The organism is Serratia sp. NPDC078593, from assembly GCF_050268245.1.
Lineage (GTDB): Bacteria > Pseudomonadota > Gammaproteobacteria > Enterobacterales > Enterobacteriaceae > JBNNGK01.
The window spans coordinates 45803-64899 of the sequence record NZ_JBNNGK010000020.1; the positions used below are offsets into that span (position 1 = coordinate 45803).

20 protein-coding genes and 1 tRNA gene are annotated in these 19097 nt (G+C 49.8%); 7 read left to right on the forward strand and 14 right to left on the reverse strand.

The window, feature by feature from the left end; translation table 11 throughout:
- Nucleotides 1–48: 48 nt before the first annotated feature.
- Nucleotides 49–216, forward strand: coding sequence for a ribosome modulation factor (gene rmf / locus ACQKDS_RS17795; RefSeq protein ID WP_399673035.1), 168 nt, complete (start codon nucleotides 49–51; stop codon nucleotides 214–216).
- A gap of 68 nt (nucleotides 217–284) precedes the next feature.
- On the opposite strand, the gene fabF is transcribed toward rmf, so the two are convergent.
- From fabF to ACQKDS_RS17815, 4 genes are all read right to left on the reverse strand, one after another.
- Nucleotides 285–1559, reverse strand: a complete 1275-nt coding sequence (fabF, locus tag ACQKDS_RS17800; protein ID WP_399673033.1) for a beta-ketoacyl-ACP synthase II — start codon at nucleotides 1557–1559, stop codon at nucleotides 285–287.
- Nucleotides 1556–2083 carry a winged helix-turn-helix transcriptional regulator gene (locus tag ACQKDS_RS17805; RefSeq protein WP_399673031.1) on the reverse strand — a complete coding sequence of 176 codons (528 nt, stop codon included), beginning with the start codon at nucleotides 2081–2083 and terminating at the stop codon, nucleotides 1556–1558. Before ACQKDS_RS17805 ends, fabF begins: the two co-directional genes overlap by 4 nt.
- A gap of 123 nt (nucleotides 2084–2206) precedes the next feature.
- Nucleotides 2207–2725 carry a bifunctional 3-hydroxydecanoyl-ACP dehydratase/trans-2-decenoyl-ACP isomerase gene (fabA, locus tag ACQKDS_RS17810; protein ID WP_399673029.1) on the reverse strand — a complete coding sequence of 173 codons (519 nt, stop codon included), beginning with the start codon at nucleotides 2723–2725 and terminating at the stop codon, nucleotides 2207–2209.
- A gap of 68 nt (nucleotides 2726–2793) precedes the next feature.
- Complete coding sequence (locus ACQKDS_RS17815) at nucleotides 2794–4539, reverse strand: AAA family ATPase (RefSeq protein WP_399673027.1); 1746 nt, start codon at nucleotides 4537–4539, stop codon at nucleotides 2794–2796.
- Nucleotides 4540–4748: 209 nt separating this feature from the next.
- Between ACQKDS_RS17815 and matP the strand changes: the two genes are divergently transcribed.
- Complete coding sequence (gene matP, locus ACQKDS_RS17820; protein ID WP_399673025.1) at nucleotides 4749–5207, forward strand: macrodomain Ter protein MatP; 459 nt, start codon at nucleotides 4749–4751, stop codon at nucleotides 5205–5207.
- 110 nt (nucleotides 5208–5317) lie between these two features.
- Here matP and ompA read toward each other — a convergent pair whose 3' ends face one another.
- Entirely contained in the window at nucleotides 5318–6391 is a 1074-nt protein-coding gene (gene ompA, locus ACQKDS_RS17825; protein ID WP_399673023.1) for a porin OmpA, read from the reverse strand.
- A 360-nt stretch (nucleotides 6392–6751) separates the two neighbouring features.
- Nucleotides 6752–7258, reverse strand: coding sequence for an SOS-induced cell division inhibitor SulA (sulA, locus tag ACQKDS_RS17830; protein WP_399673021.1), 507 nt, complete (start codon nucleotides 7256–7258; stop codon nucleotides 6752–6754).
- A gap of 231 nt (nucleotides 7259–7489) precedes the next feature.
- Here sulA and ACQKDS_RS17835 point away from each other — a divergent pair, with 231 nt between their 5' ends.
- Nucleotides 7490–8143: a TfoX/Sxy family protein gene (locus ACQKDS_RS17835; protein ID WP_399673019.1), complete on the forward strand. Its 654-nt coding sequence runs from the start codon at nucleotides 7490–7492 to the stop codon at nucleotides 8141–8143.
- Here ACQKDS_RS17835 and yccS read toward each other — a convergent pair whose 3' ends face one another.
- Together yccS and ACQKDS_RS17845 are read right to left on the reverse strand one after the other, a co-directional pair.
- Complete coding sequence (gene yccS / locus ACQKDS_RS17840; protein ID WP_399673017.1) at nucleotides 8144–10279, reverse strand: YccS family putative transporter; 2136 nt, start codon at nucleotides 10277–10279, stop codon at nucleotides 8144–8146.
- Nucleotides 10280–10305: 26 nt separating this feature from the next.
- A complete protein-coding gene (locus ACQKDS_RS17845; RefSeq protein ID WP_399673015.1) occupies nucleotides 10306–10758 on the reverse strand; it encodes a YccF domain-containing protein in 453 nt (150 codons plus the stop codon).
- A 158-nt stretch (nucleotides 10759–10916) separates the two neighbouring features.
- Between ACQKDS_RS17845 and helD the strand changes: the two genes are divergently transcribed.
- Nucleotides 10917–12983 (forward strand): DNA helicase IV, encoded by a 2067-nt coding sequence (gene helD, locus ACQKDS_RS17850; protein ID WP_399673013.1) that lies wholly within the window; start codon nucleotides 10917–10919, stop codon nucleotides 12981–12983.
- 37 nt (nucleotides 12984–13020) lie between these two features.
- Here helD and ACQKDS_RS17855 read toward each other — a convergent pair whose 3' ends face one another.
- On the reverse strand, nucleotides 13021–13479 hold the full coding sequence (locus ACQKDS_RS17855) for a methylglyoxal synthase (RefSeq protein WP_399673011.1): 459 nt from the start codon (nucleotides 13477–13479) through the stop codon (nucleotides 13021–13023).
- A 104-nt stretch (nucleotides 13480–13583) separates the two neighbouring features.
- Nucleotides 13584–14258, reverse strand: coding sequence for a DUF2057 family protein (locus ACQKDS_RS17860; protein WP_399673009.1), 675 nt, complete (start codon nucleotides 14256–14258; stop codon nucleotides 13584–13586).
- Between the two features lie 189 nt (nucleotides 14259–14447).
- Between ACQKDS_RS17860 and ACQKDS_RS17865 the strand changes: the two genes are divergently transcribed.
- On the forward strand, nucleotides 14448–14861 hold the full coding sequence (locus ACQKDS_RS17865) for a CoA-binding protein (RefSeq protein ID WP_399673007.1): 414 nt from the start codon (nucleotides 14448–14450) through the stop codon (nucleotides 14859–14861).
- Nucleotides 14862–14919: 58 nt separating this feature from the next.
- Here ACQKDS_RS17865 and hspQ read toward each other — a convergent pair whose 3' ends face one another.
- Both hspQ and rlmI read right to left on the reverse strand, forming a co-directional pair.
- Complete coding sequence (gene hspQ, locus ACQKDS_RS17870) at nucleotides 14920–15237, reverse strand: heat shock protein HspQ (RefSeq protein WP_399673005.1); 318 nt, start codon at nucleotides 15235–15237, stop codon at nucleotides 14920–14922.
- A gap of 69 nt (nucleotides 15238–15306) precedes the next feature.
- Nucleotides 15307–16497, reverse strand: a complete 1191-nt coding sequence (gene rlmI / locus ACQKDS_RS17875; protein ID WP_399673104.1) for a 23S rRNA (cytosine(1962)-C(5))-methyltransferase RlmI — start codon at nucleotides 16495–16497, stop codon at nucleotides 15307–15309.
- Nucleotides 16498–16589: 92 nt separating this feature from the next.
- On the opposite strand from rlmI, the gene yccX reads away from it, so the two are divergent.
- Nucleotides 16590–16868, forward strand: a complete 279-nt coding sequence (gene yccX / locus ACQKDS_RS17880) for an acylphosphatase (RefSeq protein WP_399673003.1) — start codon at nucleotides 16590–16592, stop codon at nucleotides 16866–16868.
- Nucleotides 16869–16872: 4 nt separating this feature from the next.
- Here the strand turns inward: yccX and tusE are convergent, their stop codons facing one another.
- Complete coding sequence (gene tusE, locus ACQKDS_RS17885) at nucleotides 16873–17202, reverse strand: sulfurtransferase TusE (protein WP_399673001.1); 330 nt, start codon at nucleotides 17200–17202, stop codon at nucleotides 16873–16875.
- A 114-nt stretch (nucleotides 17203–17316) separates the two neighbouring features.
- A complete protein-coding gene (gene yccA / locus ACQKDS_RS17890; protein WP_004964637.1) occupies nucleotides 17317–17973 on the reverse strand; it encodes an FtsH protease modulator YccA in 657 nt (218 codons plus the stop codon).
- 227 nt (nucleotides 17974–18200) lie between these two features.
- On the opposite strand from yccA, the gene ACQKDS_RS17895 reads away from it, so the two are divergent.
- Nucleotides 18201–18288: transfer RNA gene (locus tag ACQKDS_RS17895), tRNA-Ser, on the forward strand.
- Nucleotides 18289–19097: the final 809 nt, after the last annotated feature.

Here is a 19097-nt window from a genome sequence, read left to right on the forward strand (position 1 = left end):
TGGCCACTGTTTTCTTTCCAGCAGACCAAGAAATGAGGGAAACGAGGCATGAAGAGACAGAAGCGAGATCGTCTGGAACGGGCACAATCCCGTGGTTATCAAGCAGGTATTTCAGGGCGCTCCAGGGAAAATTGTCCCTATCAATCTTTAGACGCCCGGGCTAATTGGCTGGGAGGTTGGCGACAAGCCATGGAAGACAGGGCTGTGACCGCTTAAGCGGCTCTCTGTCATGAAGAAGGAATGACCTCCGCCAGTGTGCGGAGGTTTTCGTTTATGGCATTGGCTTACGCCTGCCAACGTTTCAACAAGATACTGGCATTGACGCCACCAAAGCCAAAACCATTAGACAATGCATAATCGATCATCATCGGTTCTGCCTTATTTGCCACTAGGTGCAACCCCGCCGCCGCCGGGTCAGGATTATCCAAATTCAGCGTTGCCGGGGCGATTTGATCGCGCAAAGCCAGCGCTGTGAAGATGGTTTCCAATCCGCCTGCGGCACCCAGCAGGTGACCGGTTGCCGATTTTGTGGATGTCACTGCCAGTTTGTTGTTATCACCAAACAGATGGCAAATGGCGTTGATTTCGCCTAAATCGCCGACCGGCGTTGAAGTTGCGTGTGCATTCAGGTGCTGAATGTGTTCCGGTGTTATGCCCGCTTGTTTAAGCGCTATTTTCATCGCGCGATAGGCGCCGTCGCCATCTTCGGCGCCAGAAGTCATATGGTAGGCATCGGCGCTGGTACCGTAACCGACAATTTCTGCCAACGGCGTAGCGCCACGTGCTAATGCATGCTCTAACGTTTCAATGACCAGCATGCCCGCGCCTTCCCCCATGACAAAACCGTTGCGTGCGCTATCGAATGGCCGAGATGCAATGGTGGCGTCTTCCCTTGTTGCGGTGGACATGGCGCGCGCAGCGGCAAAGCCGCCGAGACTGACGGTATCAATAGCGGCTTCAGCGCCACCGCATACGGCGATATCGGCCTCGTCATTGCGAATCATACGCACTGCGTCACCAATCGCCTGCACACCGGCCGCACAGGCGGTAACTGGTGCGCCGATCGGGCCTTTGAACGCGTGTTTGATAGAAACATGGCCAGCCGCTAGGTTGACCAGAAATGACGGGATGGTGAAAGGGGACAAACGTTTGGGGCCGCGTTGGTCAGAAGTACGTACCGCATTGGCAATCGCTGGGAACCCGCCAATACCGGAAGCGATTACGGTTGCGGTTCGTTCTTGTTTTTCAACCGTGTCGGCTATCCAGCCAGCCTGACGAATCGCCTCATCGGCCGCGACCATCGCAAACAGAATAAAACGGTCCATCTTCTTTTGATCTTTAGGTGCGACCGAGCGGTCGGGATCAAAACCGGCTTCGCTGTCTTGCTCCAGCGTAGGGACTTGGCCACCGACTTTAACGGATAAATCGGAAACAATTTCTTCCGGCAGTGGACGAATGCCACTTTGCCCAGCCAGCAGACGCTGCCAGATAATCTCTACGCCACTGCCAAGCGGTGAAACGGCACCCATACCCGTAATAACGATACGGCGACTGTTCATAACGACTCCTTAGAAGATTCATTGATTACATTTGTTGATGACTGCTGCATCCGAGCGGCACGTTGCCGCATGACGGATGACGCGGCAGGACCCGCGGCCAGTGTGATATTCTGCCGATTGATCGGTTGTTGAGTGATTTCGTCAATCAATAACGCGTGAATTGGCTGGCCACTTGCACGATCGACTAATTGCGCGGCGATGCCCTCAGGAGCCAGGTGAGTATTCCCCCACTGCAGAAGGGTGGCTAATACGGGAAAGAGGTCCTCACCGCTTTCTGTCAGCAGATATTCATAACGCAGCGGCTGCTGTTGATAAGAACGTTTATAAAAGATGCCGCTCTCGACTAAAAATTTGAGGCGACGACTAAGGATCGTCGGTGAGAGCCCAAGACTTTGCTGAAACTCATCAAATTTCGACAGGCCATGAAATGCATCGCGAATAATTAACATGCTCCACCATTCGCCAATGCGATCGAGAGAACGGGCGATGGGGCAGGGTTGCTTGTCAAAGCGAGTCTTTTTCATCGCACCTCCTTCACTACAATAATTGTAGTAACTAGGAAAGACGTACTAGCGCAAGATCAATCGTGCGCTATGAAAATAGGGGGAGGGAGTTCACGACGGCCAAGCCGACCGTCGTGGCTGCTATTAGAAGGCAGTCGTGTCCTTGAACAGACCCACTTTCAGATCGCTGGCCGTGTAGATCACTTCGCCGTCGACCAGCACTTCACCGTCGGCCACACCCATGATCAGTTTACGGGTAATGACGCGTTTAAAGTTAATGCGATAGGTTACTTTCTTCGCGGTTGGCAGTACCTGCCCGGTGAACTTAACTTCACCCACGCCCAGCGCACGGCCTTTACCTTCGCCACCCAGCCAGCCGAGATAGAAGCCGACTAACTGCCACATGGCATCCAGCCCCAGGCAACCTGGCATTACCGGATCGCCAATGAAATGGCAGCCGAAGAACCAAAGGTCTGGATTGATATCCAGTTCTGCTTCGACATAGCCTTTGCCATGTGTGCCACCGTCTTCTGACATTTTGACCACGCGGTCCATCATCAACATGTTACCTGCCGGCAACGGCGGACCGCCGGCGCCGAACAGCTCGCCACGGCCGGATGCTTCGAGGTCTTCTTTCGTATAGGAATCGCGTTTATCTACCATGTTCTTAGTAAACCTTATTTTAATGAAGGACGCAGATTAGCTTACACGTGTACGCTGAACAAGTCCGATCAGCCGTGGTTAAACCAGTTAAGCCAGCGTAACGGCCATGGTCGGCGGCGTTCCGTCTGGTTAACTTGGCTAATCCGTTCCTGAATTGCAGCCAGTAAATTCGGCTGCTGTTCATCGGAGTAGGGGTAACCTGTCAATAATGGCAAGGCTTCTGCGGCATTATCCACCGCCCAAAGGTGGAACTGACCCTCACGTACCGCATCAACCACGTCTTGCCGCAGACACAGGTGGCGCACGTTGGTCGCTGGCAGAATCACGCCTTGCTTGCCGGTCAGCCCACGGCGCAGACAGACCTCAAAGAAACCTTCGATCTTTTCGTTAACGCCACCGATAGGTTGTACGTTACCGAATTGATCGACGGAGCCGGTAACGGCGATCTGTTGGGTAATTGGCTGCATTGATAGTGCACTGATCAGGGCGCACAGCTCAGCCAGTGAGGCGCTGTCACCATCGACTTCACCGTAAGATTGCTCAAAAACAATCGATGCGGAGAACGGTAGCGGTTGATCCAGCTCCAGCTCGGAAATCAGGAAGGCTTGCATAATCATCATGCCTTTGGCATGTAGATTACCGCCAAGCTCTGCTTTTCGTTCAACGTCGGTAAATTCGCCGTCGCCGAGGTGTACGACACAGCTAATACGAGAAGGTTCACCAAAACCACGCGGGTGGCCTGGATAATCTAGCACCGACAAGCCATTGATCTGGCCGATCACATCGCCTTCAGTTTGGATCAGGATCTGACCCAGCTCGATCTCATCCTGCATGCGCTCCGCTAAATAGCTTTCACGCCATTCACGCGAAGTAAGTGCCGCTTCCAGCGCTTTGGCGGTGATCTGGCCTTGCTCGGCATACAGTGACGCTTCAGCCAATTGTTGGCTAAGCCAGGTTGGGGAGAGCGGTAAACTGCCCTGATCGCCACTGTAGCGTACTGCCTGCATCATCAATGGTGGCCAAGCATCGGTCGCTAGCGGTGGTAACTGCTGTTCAGCGACCAGCGTATTGACATAACCACACCATTGGGCCAGATCGTCGGTATCGGTAAGCTGCAGCTCGTCTTCGTATTCGCCGTATACCGCCTGCTCACAAACTTCTGGCTCCATATCGCTGAAATCCGCCAGCCCATGACGATCGCCCACGATAATCAGCCGTAGCGCTAAGGGAATAGGAGGAATACTGACGGGTAATGGTCGCGTTTCGTCGGGCGAAATCCACTGGAACTGGCGTTGAGTAATCATCTGTTTCAAGCGCAGCCACATCAGCGGTTGTGCCAGCAACGTCCGCGCTGACAAGATCAGTACACCACCGTTGGCTTGGTGCACCAAACCGGGTTCGAGGGCGATATCGCCCTGGTGAATGCGAACACAGCCGAAAAGTTGCTCCTGCTCGACCCATTCACGGAATACGCAGGCGCCTGCGGCGGCAAACGGCTCATCGCCACTGAGCGCAGGTTCCACATGGACTCGGCCTTTTTGCACGATGTAGTTGCTGCCAGCGTCAGTCGTTTGCGGCGTCAGCTGTTTGACCGCATTAGCAATCAAGGCTAGGTACTCACGGGTTTCTTGCGCTTTCACTAGCATGAAGTGGGGTTGAGATCGCGGATGGCAAAACAGCGTCAGCGCGTTTTCCAACCGAGGCTGGATAGAGGCAAAGGTGACGGATGCCAACTGAGCGGCGGAATCGAATATCGCCTGATAAGGCGTAACGGCAGGCAACAAAGATTGCCATTCAAGTCGGTTATTGGTCAAAGTGTTAGATGCAATTGTCAAAATGGGAAAAGGCGATTATACAAGAATAACGCCAGCTTGATACAGACAGAGTAGCAGATGATGTCTGGGAGTTTGACGGCGAACGATAGTTGTGCAAAAAATAGCCTGAAAGGCCGTTTAATTGCCGGGAAATTTAGCACAAAACTGTTATGCTTAAACAAAGTTACGCGGTCACTGTAGAGCTCACAATGAAATATCAGCAACTGGAAAATCTGGAGAGCGGCTGGAAATGGAAATACTTGGTGAAAAAACACCGAGAAGGGGAAGCGATAACCCGTTATATTGAAAACAGCGCTGCGCAGGAGGCCGTTGATGAACTGCTAAAATTGGAAAACAATCCAGTTAAAGTATTAGCTTGGATTAATAACCATATGAACCCCGCGTTGGATAACCGCATGAAGCAAACTATCCGCGCCCGGCGTAAGCGCCATTTTAATGCCGAACATCAGCATACGCGTAAGAAATCGATCGATTTAGAATATCTCGTCTGGCAGCGTCTGGCGGCGCTGGCACACCGACGGGGTGCCACACTATCAGAAACCGTCGTGCAGTTGATTGAAGATGCTGAACGCAAAGAAAAATACGCCAGTCAGATGTCAACTCTGAAACAAGATTTGAAGGCTATTTTGGGTAAAGATCAAGAATAGTGGAAGATAAAATCACTTACCTATTCTAGCTATCGTTTTTGCTCTAAACTTCTCTGCCTCACAACGAAAAAAACCCCGCAACGCGGGGTTTTTTATTAAGAAGCGGTAACTTAAGCCTGTGGCTGAGTTACAACGTCTTTGATACCTTTAACTTCGATTTCTACACGACGGTTTGGAGCCAGGCATTCGATCTGTGCTTTGTTAGCACGGCCAGCTTTGTAACCGCAGTTGTCGGTAACTGGGTTAGCTTCACCCATACCACGTGCAGAGATTTTGTCTGCTGGGATACCCTTAGATACCAGGTAATCAACGACGCTGTGAGCGCGGCTTTCAGACAGTTTCTGGTTAGAAGCTTCTGAACCTACCAGGTCAGTGTAGCCCAGAACCACGACAGAACCGTCTTTAGGATCCATAGAGCTCAGTTGGGTGTACAGCTGATCCAGAGCCTGCTGGCCTTCGGATTTCAGAGATGCTTTACCGAAGTTGAACAGAACGTCAGACTTCAGAGTGAAACGCTTGGTTTCAACAACTGGAGCTGGTGCTGGAGCTGGAGCAACAACAACATCATCCTGACCGAAACGGTAAGAAACACCCAGGCTCAACATGGTGTTGTCTGGACGCGCGCCAACGGTACCTGCATCGCCGATGTTGCTAACGAATTGGTAATCCAAGCGGGTAGCCCAGTTTTTGGTCAGTGCGTATTCAACACCAACAGCAGCCAGCGGAGAAACGCCGGTGTCGTGGTTGCTCAGACGCTCGCCAGTAGCACCGTAGTTAGCTTTAGAGTCTGCACGCCATACCATACCACCCAGACGGGTGTAGATGTCCAGATCGTCAGCAATTGGGTAGCTCAGTTTAGCTGCCAGTTGAACGCCCTGTGCTTTGAAAGCACCGTTGTTCACGTTGCCTTTGTAAGGCATACGGCCAAGCCAGTCATAGCCCAGCTCGAAGCCCAGGTATTGGTTCGCTTGGTAACCCAAGAACGCACCAGCACCCAGTTGACTTTCATGGGTAGGGCCATTGCCGATACCATGTTCGTAACCGTTGCCGTAGAAGCCTACGTCATGATACTGGGACCAGCCCAGTTTCGCACCGGTGTACCAGGTGTTATCTTTTGGGGCGGCTTGCGCTACGGTAGCGAAACCAGCCAGTGCCACTGCTAATGCGATAGCTGTCTTTTTCATTTTGCGCCTCGTTATCATCCAAATAGGCAATGAGCTTTAAAGCTAATTTTTAAGCCCTTGGTTAAATTCCTTCGCCAAGGTTTATGCCCTCGTTTGTTACTCTGCCAGTTTTTCTGGCGTTATAGAGCAACCTTGGCGATGTAAAGTCTACAACGTGGTGCGAAAGTTACAAGTGTGATGTGATAAACCTCTAAAAAAAAACGTAGAATTGTACATATTTGCTAACACTCTTAGCTTATTTTTTAAGCTTTCTTGGGTGTGAAATGTCGCGCCAAGCCGCATCCGTGCTCGTTTTCTACCTGATCCCATGAAGGTTCCGTCATCGGGAAGAAAAAATGATGGGAAAAGTCCTAAATTTACTCAATGATACAAAGAAGAGTGAATTTTTAACGTCGAACACTGTCCCTTGCTCGGGTTTATGTCACGTTGTGGGCGCATAATAAATCCATAGGCGTTACCTAATTCAGCTGCACGACGTAATTTTAGCCGATCATCGTCTGTTAGGTCAGGTAGCCACCCTAAAACCACGCTGTAATTCCCTGTCAATAACGCTTTTTCCATTGCCTCTACCGTATTCTGCGGTGTGATTTGGCTCAGCTGGACCACTTTTTCGAGCGGTAAACCCGATTGCTGCAGCCACAGTTTGCTGAGTTTTTGCTGCGGGGTTAACCACAAAAGCCAACGTGACTGCATACCCAATTGTTGTAGCAACGGAACCAACAGCTGGGCAATGGCGGGTTGATGCTCATTGTAAACAAGTTCACTGATAAGACCTTTTTCTTCGTGAGAGCCGAATGCCCCCGCAGAATTATTCATCGCCAACGGCGTGTGGCTAAAATGAGGTTTGCAGAGTGATTGAGTACGCATAAGTATCCCGCCTGTAGATGCACTGTATGTATATACAGTACATGCGACATAACAGAAGATCAACTCAATTTTTCGTAACGTCTCGCAGATTTACGATCATTTTTTAAGCTAGAAGATTTTGTGATTGGCAGGTAAGTGCTTAATGCGTATTTTTCTAATTAATTGTTCCACTTAGTTTTATTTCATTGATGTAAGAAATAAATCCCTAGCAAATTACCAATGGAGAGGCTTATGAAAAGGATAACACTCGCAAGAGTCGCGCAGGCTAAAGCCTGTTTTTCTGCTTTAGGTCGGATTACTACCCGTTCACAGTTTGGTGGCTACGGCCTTTTGGCCGATGGCGTTATGTTTGCCGTTGTCACCGAAGGCGAAATGTATCTGCGAGCGACTCATCGCATCGAGTCCGAGTTTCGTGCTCGCGGGATGGCGAATATGATTTATTCAAAACGTGGTGCGCCGATTGTCATGCGTTATTACTGGGTTGATGATGACTTATGGCGAGATCGCAACGAACTGGTTTGTCTTGCTTGGCAGGCAATGCGCGAAGCGAACAAAGAAGCGCAGGTGAAAAAGAACAGCGATGAAAGATTGAAGAATTTGCCGAATATTGATGCTGCCATGGAACGCTTACTTTGGCGTGTCGGTATTTGCGGTGTGTACGACCTTCGTTTGCAAGGACCCAGACGTTCATTCTTAAAGCTTTTCTACCAACAAAAAAATCTCGGGCATAAAGTGTTGTTGTCTTTGGCGGGTGCATTGGCAGGTTATCATCATGCCGCCTTGCCCAAGGAGTTACGGGGGGAGCTGATCAACTGGTTCGATGAGGTCATTCCGCAGGCTGCGGCGGAGAGCCCTCCGCCTTATCGTTATAGCAGTGCTGAATAATCAGTGTGATTGACCAATGAGCGTATTGAGTGCCGTCAATTCAGGTAATAACTCAATGACCAATCCTATTTGCTGCAACACCAGTTGTTCTTTGCTTTCGGGTTCCGGCGTCAACTGATTAATTCGCGTAGAAAGTGTTTCCAACGCAGCAGTGATGCGTTCGCTGTCGTGCAATTCGTGATGCAGTGCGCCATCGACATAGCAAACAGCATCGTTCAGCAGATCGAGCACTTCGGTATTGGTGAGTTGCTCGCGATGAGCGCCTAATGCAGAAATATAACTTAGCAATGTGTGATTGAGACAAAGTAGCCGAAAGGCCGCTTCCTGGGCAGCTTTATCCGCTTTGGGATCGGCCGACATATTCGAGATGACAGAGGCTAATTCGGCATCGCAGTTATGCGCATCACGACGTGCGATGCGGTAAGGCAAGCTATTGTCTTTGCCTTGATGGTATTGGATTAATATGGCATCCAGATAACGGCAATCTGCGTTTAAGGTCTTGCTTACAATGGAAGGGAGCTGGCGAAACTGCCAGTCCGGCCAGATAAATGTCACTGCGGCCCAGGCAATGGCACAACCTAACAATGTGTCATACACGCGTGGCGCGGCGACTTCAAATCCTTCCCCTAACAGATTAAAGCACAACAACACAAGCAAGGTAATAAACAGCGTGGCGTGGGCGTACTGTACCGTGCGGAAAGCAAAAAACAGCACGCCGCTGATCACGATGAGAATCAACTGCCCTTCAACTGAGGGCACAAAATACAGGATGGGGAGGCCGACTATTATGCCTGCTAAGGTGCCCACAACACGTAATGCCAGTCGTCGCCGCGTAGCATTATAGTTTGGCTGGCAAACAAACAAACTCGTCAGCAATATCCAATAACCGTGTTGCATACCTGTCACTTGGATAAGCGCGTAGCCCACACATAGCACGATTGACATACGAATTGCATGGCGAAACAGCGCCGATTGTGGCGTCAGATGGCGGCTGATACGCAGGCGGATATCGCTCCAGCCAGTCAGCCGATCGTCCGCTAGGCTGTTTTCTTCCGCTTGGCCATTCGCTAGAGCCTGTTCCGACTCGATGTTAGCTAATTGCGCATCGATAGCGCGTAGGTTTTTTAGCAGATGAGACAGGGCTTTGGCGAGATCGCGATTATCGGCCGTGATCGCGAGGTGTGTCAACGCTTCGTCTATGCGGTCGAATGCCGGTTCGAACCGATTGTTATGCTGGTATTTTTGCCTCAGCAGGATCGATTGCGCCAACTGTTGGCAGGCGCGTGCCTGCATGCTCAACAAGCGTTGGAAACGAAAGAGAATATCACTGTGGCGAAACTGTTTGCTCAGTGCCTGGTACTGCACATGCGATGAACTCGCACGCTCATGAATGTCTTGCTCCACGAAGTAATAATGTAAAGTGCGGCGTGTGCCCCGCTGGCCGCGATCGCCCTTAAGCCGGGTTAGCAGCGAAACCTTAGTCTGGTTAAGCGTGCTCACCAGCGTACTGTTAGCCATGGCAACATCCATCCATGGCAAGTCAGCCTCATGCTCTGCATCGGGATCAAACAGGTTGGCTTTTGCATCCAGATATTGCGCCAGTTGATCATAGCAACGTGCCAGATTCTCTTGCAGAGGGCGTATTGGGAACACCAAGTGACCAATAAGCGTCAACAGGTTGTACCACACGGCTCCGAGGATCAGCAGCATCGGTTGTTGATACCAGGCATCGTACATTGAAGTACCAAGCATGGTGTACACCGCGATCAGTAACGCACCAAAAGCAATGGTGGCGTAGCGCTGTCCCAGAGCACCCAGCAGGATAAATAGGCAGGTGGAACCGGTTAGGCCGAGTGCGAACAACCACGGATAAGGGAACAACAGCTCGATCGAGGTAGAGGCAACGAAAAAGCACACCAGCGTGATCAGCAGGTTGCGCAATCGGCCAGCTAATCTGTCATCTAAATCGGTTAACGCGGCGGCTACAACGCCAAGCGTCAGTGGAATGGTTAGTTTAGGAACGCCTAACCACCATGGCACAGCCGTTGCACCGGCGAGTGCAATAAAAATGCGCAGGTTATAAAGTAAATTGCTGTTATAGGTATAACGCCGGATTGCCGGTGCAAAAGTGAGCACAAAAAACTCCTTGGGCGGAGAAAAAATTAACGCTGTTGATACTGGCGACGGGCGTTCTCGTCACGCGCCTGTTGCGCCATCTCAACCGAAACCACGCGACGGCCAACGGGCCACAGCGCAATGGCGGCGATTTTAAAGTTGGCGATACCCACTGGGATACCGATCAGGGTGATACATTGCGCAATACCTGCAACGATGTGTGACAGGCATAGCCACCAGCCAAATAGAATCAACCAGACAATATTCAGTAATGAACCGCCGGCAGAAAGCAGCGCGTTACTTTTTTCTGGGTATAATTCATCAATATGGATTGCTTCGTTACCATAAGGTAGAAACGACAGCTTGGTAATTTCCCAGCATGAGCGGGTCAGTGGTAGCGTAAAAATCAACACTACGCTAACCACGGTGGCCAATAGCCAGGCGAAGGTGGTAAAAAAGCCACCTAACACGAAATTAAGAATATTCAGTACTGTGCGCATAGTTGTCATCCGTTCTAATGATGGTCGAACCGCTAAGCCGTTGCGTTTGTTATCAAAACGCCAATGCTATTCTACCCTTTTTTTAGCGCTAGAGTGCCACTGCTTATCACAGGTAAACTGGCAATTATCCACGATCAACATAGTCATGGCACGCCGATATGGAACTTAAAGCGACATCGCTGGGAAAACACTTGGCTCAGCATCCCTACAACCGTGTGCGGTTGTTGCATGCCGGAGTTGAGGTGAGCGGTGAAAAACACGAATATTTAATTCCTTTTAACCAGCTAATCGAAGTCCGCTGTAAGCGCGGCATCGTCTGGGGCGAACTGGAGTTCGAACTGCCGGATGAGAAAGTCGTGCGCTTGCACGGCACCGAATGGCAGGAAACCCAGCGTTTCTACCATTACTTGCAGCATGCCTGGCAGCAGTGGAGCGCTGAAATGAGCGAGGTCAGCGCCGGCGTTTTACAGCAACAGGTGAGCGATATTCAACGTATTGAACATCAGAATAAATGGTTCAAACGTTCGGAATTGAGCAAGCTACAACAGCAGATTCGCCAGTCGTTTGATGCGTTACCGATGCCTGTCGTTCGCCTTGAGACGTTTGACAACTGTCGTGAAGATTATCGCTTATGTCAGCAATGGTTGCAGCGGGGTGAGCACAGCGTTGCCGCCCGTAATCAACAGTGGACGGAGTTGATGCTTGAGCAACATGCCGATTTTTTCCAGCGTGTAGAGACACAACCGTTAAATGCGTCGCAAAGCCGCGCGGTCGTCAACGGCGAAGATTCCGTGTTGGTATTGGCAGGTGCGGGCAGTGGCAAAACATCGGTGTTGGTAGCGCGTGCTGGCTGGTTGCTGCGGCGTCAAGAGGCAGAGTCTGAGCAGATTCTGTTGCTGGCTTTTGGCAGGCAGGCGGCTGAAGAAATGAATCAGCGTATCAAGGAACGCCTCGGTGACAGCGCCATTCAGGCGAAAACATTTCATGCGTTGGCATTGCAAATTATCCAACAGGGTATCCGTAAAACGCCGGCCATCAGTAAGCTTGAAACAGACAGCAAAGCGCGGCGAGCACTGTTGATTAAACATTGGCGACAGCAATGCGGCGAGAAAAAAGCGCAGGCAAAGGGCTGGCGTCAGTGGTTGATTGATGAGCTGGAATGGGAGGTGCCGGAAGGTGACTTCTGGCAGGATAACGCTCTGGCAGAGCGGCTGGCAGAGCGGCTGGCCGGGCGGTTGGAGCGATGGTTAGGTTTGATGCGTATGCATGGCGGCAGTCAGGCGGAAATGATTGAGCAGGCCGACGAAGAGATCCGCGATCTGTTTGCGAAACGTATTCGTTTAATGGCTCCGTTGCTCAAAGCCTGGAAAAGCACCCTGAAAGAAGAAGGGGCGGTGGATTTCTCCGGTCTGATTCATCAGGCGGTGAATATTTTAGACAAAGGGCGATTTGTCAGCCCATGGAAACACATCTTAGTGGATGAGTTTCAGGATATCTCACCGCAACGGGCACAATTGCTGGCCGCATTGCGCAGGCAGAATAAACAAACCTGTCTGTTTGCCGTTGGCGATGATTGGCAGGCGATATACCGCTTTAGCGGCGCGGAGCTAGGGTTAACGACCGCCTTTGCTGATAATTTTGGTGAAGGTGCGCAATGTGCGCTGGATACCACGTACCGTTTCAATGAACGTATTGGTGAGATTGCCAACCGCTTTGTTCAACAAAACCCGCATCAACTGAAAAAACCGCTGAACAGTTTAAGTAAAGGCAATAAAAAATCAGTTGTCATTCTCGCACAGGAACACATAGAGAACCTGCTCGATAAAATCAGCGGTTATGCGAAGCCCGATGAACGCATCTTGATCCTGGCACGCTACCATCACCTCAAGCCGAGTGCCTTGCAAAAGGCAGCGACCCGTTGGCCGAAGCTTAATCTTGAATTTATGACTATTCATGCCAGCAAAGGGCAGCAGGCTGAATATGTGATCATCGTTGGTTTACATGAGGGCAGTGACGGTTTTCCTGCGCGGGCGCGTGAGTCGGTTCTCGAAGAAGTCCTGTTACCGCAACCTGAAGATTTCCCCGATGCGGAAGAGCGTCGACTATTATACGTTGCACTGACTCGCGCGAAACATCAGGTTTGGTTATTACAGGATGTTCAGCGCCCATCCGTGTTTGTCGAACAACTGCGTGAGCTTGGTGTGCCGTTGCAGAAGAAACCGTGATATCAGGGGGCCTGGCATTGTTGTCAGGCCGCGAGGATTACTTGAGTCGATCCTGCAAATAATGTTGATAATCAGGAATCGTGATTTCTACTTCGCTTTTAAATAGCGCAGAATCAACCAGAAAATCGGCGGTAGAGCGGTTGGTCGCAACCGGAATATTCCACACTGTTGCCAGTCGCAGCAACGCTTTGACATCGGGATCGTGCGGCACAGCGTTGAGCGGATCCCAAAAGAAAATCAGCATATCAATTTTGCCTTCGGCAATCATGGCACCAACCTGCTGGTCGCCCCCCATCGGCCCGCTCAACATGCTTTGTACAGGAATACCACTGGCGCGCTGGATCAGGTTCCCGGTCGTTCCGGTTGCGTAAAGTTGATGCTGAGACAGCAACACCTTATTGTCTTCAACCCATTGCAGTAGCGACTGCTTGCAGTGGTCATGGGCAACCAGAGCAATATGTTTACGTTCCGCGATGACGCGGGTGGTCATTTCCATTTCAGATCCTTAGCTAAGCGGGTGATACACAACAGATTACTGAAACTGCTTTTCACTGCATAGCACTTACGCGGGAAAATACTCATAAAATAGCTGTGTTAACGTTATTGAGTCTGGCGGTCGCGATGTTGGTTTGCCCATTGTAAAAAACTCTGCTGAGTTTCACTGTCTGCCTGCTTAAACCAGTATTGCAGCATGCGCAGTGCAACATCCGCCTCTTTTACCGGTACAGCCCGCTGGGGACGCGTATTGACAGAAGAGGTTGCGGCGGGGCGGCTATGGTGCTGATGGGCGAAGGTTAGTACAGAGGCGGGGCGACTTTGCACATTATAATCGGCGACGGCTTGCTCTAATTGGTGGTCTGCGATGTGCGCGCTAAGGGGTAATTTGTCTTTAGTGACGAAGAGTGGTTTTTCTTTATTATCAATTATTTGGTAGTTCAATCGCTGCTCGAAGCGCTGGCCGTCCTGTTGGGAACTTATGGGGGGTAATTGAATTGATACCGCGGTGACATTTTGCGTGTTAAAGGCAGCGATAAGTATAGAAGAGCGATAAATCATCTGTTTGCCGTTAGGTAAAGATTTAGTGACCCTGAATAGCAATTGATGTTGCCCGCCATCCAATTCAAGACTATCAGCGCCTTTCAACAAGGAACCCGTCATTTTTTTACCGTCAACAACCAGTAAGTCGATATCCGGAGAAAGTATCAGGGTCGTCGCCAAGATGGATGGGCTCAGGCAAGCACAGAGTAGCCCCGTCACCATCAGACCAAATTTCATTGTTATCTCCTTATAATCGCACATCAATATCGTGCGGAGCTTCGTGTGTCAGAATGGTTTTAGTCGGCGTGGAATTTACACTTGGACATATTTTTAGTCTTTTGAAACAAAACATTCAGTTTAGCAGGTTAATTGCGCTTCAGTTACACTCAATACAACAGACTTTGCTCAAAAGAATCAGGGGGCAAGATGCAAGACAGTGAAATTAAGGCCGTATTACAGCAAGTAAAATCGATAGCGTTAGTGGGGGCGAGTGATAAACCTTCCCGAGCCAGCTATGCCGTTATGGCTTATTTGTTATCGCAAGGCTATCAAGTGACGCCAGTTAGCCCAAAATTAGTGGGCCAAACGCTGCTTGGGCAGCAGGTCTACGCGAGTTTGGAAGATATTCCACATCCTATCGATATGGTGGATGTATTCCGTAATGCTGAGGCTGCTTACCACGTTGCACAAGAAGCCATTACTATCGGGGCGAAGGTGTTATGGTTACAGATAGGCGTGGTTAATACACAGGCAGCGGAGTTGGCGATTGACGCTGGAATGAAAGTGATCATGGATCGTTGCCCAAAAATCGATATTCCGCGTTTAGGATTAGAGCGTTAAAAAAGCAGGGCTTAGCATTATGCTAAGCCCTTGCGTTGGGTTTCTCGGGTCTTGGCGCTTAATTGCGCAGACGTGGTGCCTGTAGTTGCTGGCGGATAGATTCCGCCAGTTCATCCAGCGAGGGTTGTTCAGGATGAGCGTCTTGTTCCTCACCGGCTAGCTGCACTTCCGCCAGATAGGTGTGAACCGGTTGACCTTCTTCATCTTCCATCACCACGTGATACCAAGGCGCGAAACGTAATTCATCGTTCGCGGCTATCTCGTCAGCTTTAGGTTGATCCAAAGAATATTCAGGGTCGATATCAATAACCACACCTAAATATCCCAGCAGTTTATGACGAACCTGTTGTCCGATACCAAATTTGCTGGCAATCATGATGACCTCCTGAGAAACCGTGCTTAGCCCAATAAAGCGAGATATGAGGGCAAAACAGCGTATTTCAAGTTACATCACCCGACACGCGAACCCTTTCAGGTACAGACCTTCTGGGTAGGTGGCAATGACCGGATGATCTGCAGCCTGCCGGTACTGCTCTATAAATTGTACATCACAACCCGCATCAACAGCGGCATCAGCTAAAACTTTTTGGAACAAATCAGTTGGCATTAAACCTGAGCAAGAGAAACTCAGTAATATGCCGCCAGGGTTTAGCAGCTGTATGGCCAACATGTTGATATCTTTATAGCCCCGGCAAGCGCTAGCCAGTTGATTTTTATTCTCGACGAACTTCGGCGGATCCATGATGATCATGTCAAACTTTTCGCCTTGCGCTCGGTAATTACGCAGTAGCTGGAATACATCGTCGCGAATAAACTCTGCCTTATTGAGATCGAGTTGGTTCAATTCAACGTTCTGCTTGGCAATATCCAACGCGGCTTGTGAGGTATCCACGCTGATGACTTGCTCACAGTTCCCCATCAACGCGCTCACTGCAAAAGCTCCGGTGTAGGAGAAACAGTTTAGAACGCGACGGCCAGAGGCAAAGTGGCGTGCAGCCAGGCGGCTATCACGTTGGTCGAGATAGAAACCGGTTTTATGACCCTGTTGAATATCAACCAACAGTTTCATACCGTGTTCAGTGATGGGCAGCAGCGCTGGTGGTAAATCGCCGAGCACGGAGCCTTGCGTCAAAGGCAGACCTTCTTTTTTACGAACAGCCACGTCTGAACGATCATAAATGGCGCATTCTGGGTAGCAATGTTGCAGTGCAGCAACCAGCGCGGCACGTTGATATTCAGCGCCAGCGGAGAGTAATTGCAAGACCAAAAAGTTTTGGAAACGATCGATGGTGATGCCCGGCATGCCGTCAGATTCGCCAGCAATCAGGCGATAACCATCCAAACCATCGCGTTTTGCAACCCAATCGCGCCAGTTTTGCGCCTGTTGTAACCGGCGAATAAAGAAAGCGATATCAATTTCTTCATCTTGTTGAAAGCTCCAGACACGGGCGCGAATTTGCGATTCCGGTGAGTAAGCGCCGCGCGCCAGCCATTTCCCTTGGCAGTCATGGATATCGATAGTTTCACCAGAAAGTGGTTTTCCTTCAATACGTTGAACAGCACCGGAGAAAACCCACGGATGGCGACGAAGTAAGGACTTTTCACGTCCTTTGGCGAGAAACAGGCGTACGGTCATAATATTAAATAGGTTGCCAGCTAGATAGGTGGAAGTGACACTGTCTGCGTGAAACACAGCAAATGCCATCATGAATACGATAAGGAGCGATTATGACACAAGTTTGCATTGCCGCGTATGTCTATGGTGTGGTGCAGGGCGTTGGCTTTCGCTATCACACTCAGAGTAAAGCGAGTGCTTTGGGGCTGAACGGATATGCCCGTAATCTGGATGATGGAAGTGTGGAGGTGTTAGCGTGCGGGGAACAACAACACGTCGACGCGCTGATCGCATGGTTAAAAGGCGGTGGCCCTCATAGTGCGCGCGTCGATCGTGTACTCGTTGAGCCCCGAAGTGTTGAAACATTCAATGGATTTGGCATCCGCTATTAAATAATCAGATGCACTTGACTGGTTTAGGCAAGCCGGCAATTTTGGTGGCTTGCTTTGCTGGGCCTTTCGGGAACAAGCGATACAGATAGCGGCTATTACCTTTCTCTTCACCGTATTTTTGCGCCATGGCTTTCACCAGCATGCGTATGGCTGGCGACGTATTAAACTCTTGATAAAAATTACGTACAAAACGCACGACTTCCCAATGTGCCTCTGTCAGCACTATGTCTTCTTGTGCGGCCAGTAGCGGTGCTAAATCTTCATGCCAATCGGTACTGTTTTTTAAATAACCTTGCGCATCCGTGTCGATGGTTTGACCTGCAAACTGCAACATACTGCCTCGATAATCGCTAATTTATCACGCTGCGCAGTTTAGCAAACTTTGTCATTAGCTAAAACAAAGCCCCGCATGATGAGCGGGGCTTGGGCAAAGCAAAATCACGGTTAATCAGTTGCTGCGGGCAAAGCCCAGAATACTCAGCAGGCTGATGAACATATTGTAGAGTGATACATACAAACCGACGGTGGCACGAATGTAGTTGGTTTCACCGCCGTGAATAATATTACTGGTTTCCCACAGGATCGCGCCCGCGGAGAACAGAATAAACAGCGCGCTGATAGCCAGATGCAGAGCCGGTATTTGCAGGAACAAGTTAGCGATCACTGCCACCAGTAGCACGACAAAGCCCGCCATCATCATGCCTGAAAGGAATGACATATCTTTGCGGGTGGTGAGTACATATGCTGAACAGCAGAAAAATACCAATGCGGTGCCGCCCAGAGCCAGCATAATTAAATCACCCGCACCGGCATTGAGGAACGAACTGAGGATAGGCCCCAGGGTGTAACCCATAAAGCCGGTCAACGCGAATGCGGCCAAAATACCTGCAGGACTGTTAGCGAGCTTATGGGTTAAAAACATCAGACCATAAAAGCCAACTAGCATGAGTAGCAAGCCCGGCGCAGGTAACCCAAGCATCGTACTGGCTGTTGCCGTCAGTGCAGAAAAACCGAGGGTGAGCGACAGCAGGAAATAGGTATTGCGCAACACTTTATGTGTGCTGAGCAACGAATCGCGCGAGGATGAGACGACAATGCGGTCCATAAATGATCTCTCTTATCAGGTCATCACAAAATTAATCACGATGATAGGCAGCGCAAGCGTTTGATTAAAGTTTGTTTACCAATCTTTACCGTGAGTTATCATTGTTGCAACAGCGCGCGGATTGCTGTTTTATTCGGCACTTAAACGTGCCATGCTGATTTTTCGCGCGGTTGAGTGGGGGCGGGCTTTACAAGCGAATCGACTGTGTTTATAGTTCGCTTCGTTGCGGAGGGGTGGCCGAGTGGCTGAAGGCAACGGTCTTGAAAACCGTCGACGGGAAACCGTTCCAGAGTTCGAATCTCTGCTCCTCCGCCATCTATTCTAACCCCAAGCTTGTTACAAGCTTGGGGTTTTTCGTTTTCACTAACCATCCGTATTATTCTAACTACGCACATTTCAACCTCGGTGCGCCAAGCTCTTTACCCAGCATACCTCTGTCAGTTCGCCTCATTATCTTACTCAAACACCAAAACCTTGCGCGCGCTCGTCATGGGTAACGTGCAATTTGGCACACTATTCCTGCTGGCATCGCGTGACGGGGTCGGCAACCTTGTGGCGAAAACACCTCCAACTGTCACCTTTATGAGTCGTGTTCTATTGGCGGCACTGCAACAAGGGTAAAGTAACCATATATTTAGAGTGAGGTTACTGCGTGGCATTAGTGATTTAGCGTTACCTTGGTAAAAGTAGAGAAAGCGCACTTCAATAATCTGTTCCAGTAACAATCACTCATAATAACTTCTTTAGGTTATTTAAATAATGAGAGCCGAACGTTGCACCAACGTCGCATTTTCAGATAAAAATTTCATGGCGGATATTTCGGCTTTTTGCTCGTATTTTGCACACACTGAAAAGGTAAAGTTAGTTGATGTTTTTGAGTTAGCCCTTATCCCATAAGCTTTGAAGGGATGTTTTAAGAAACTTCTTATAAATCAGTTTTGTGTTGTATTTTTGCTTGGCAATTTTTATTGTAATATTTAGTTACATCTTTGCGTTTCTAAATGATATCCTAATGTTTTTACACTTACCGCAATAGGCAATTGTCTGAGTTTACGGTTAAGACGAACGCCTAACGATACCGTGTCATGCCCGCTAGTGAATGGATTGCGCTCGCTTTTGACCTT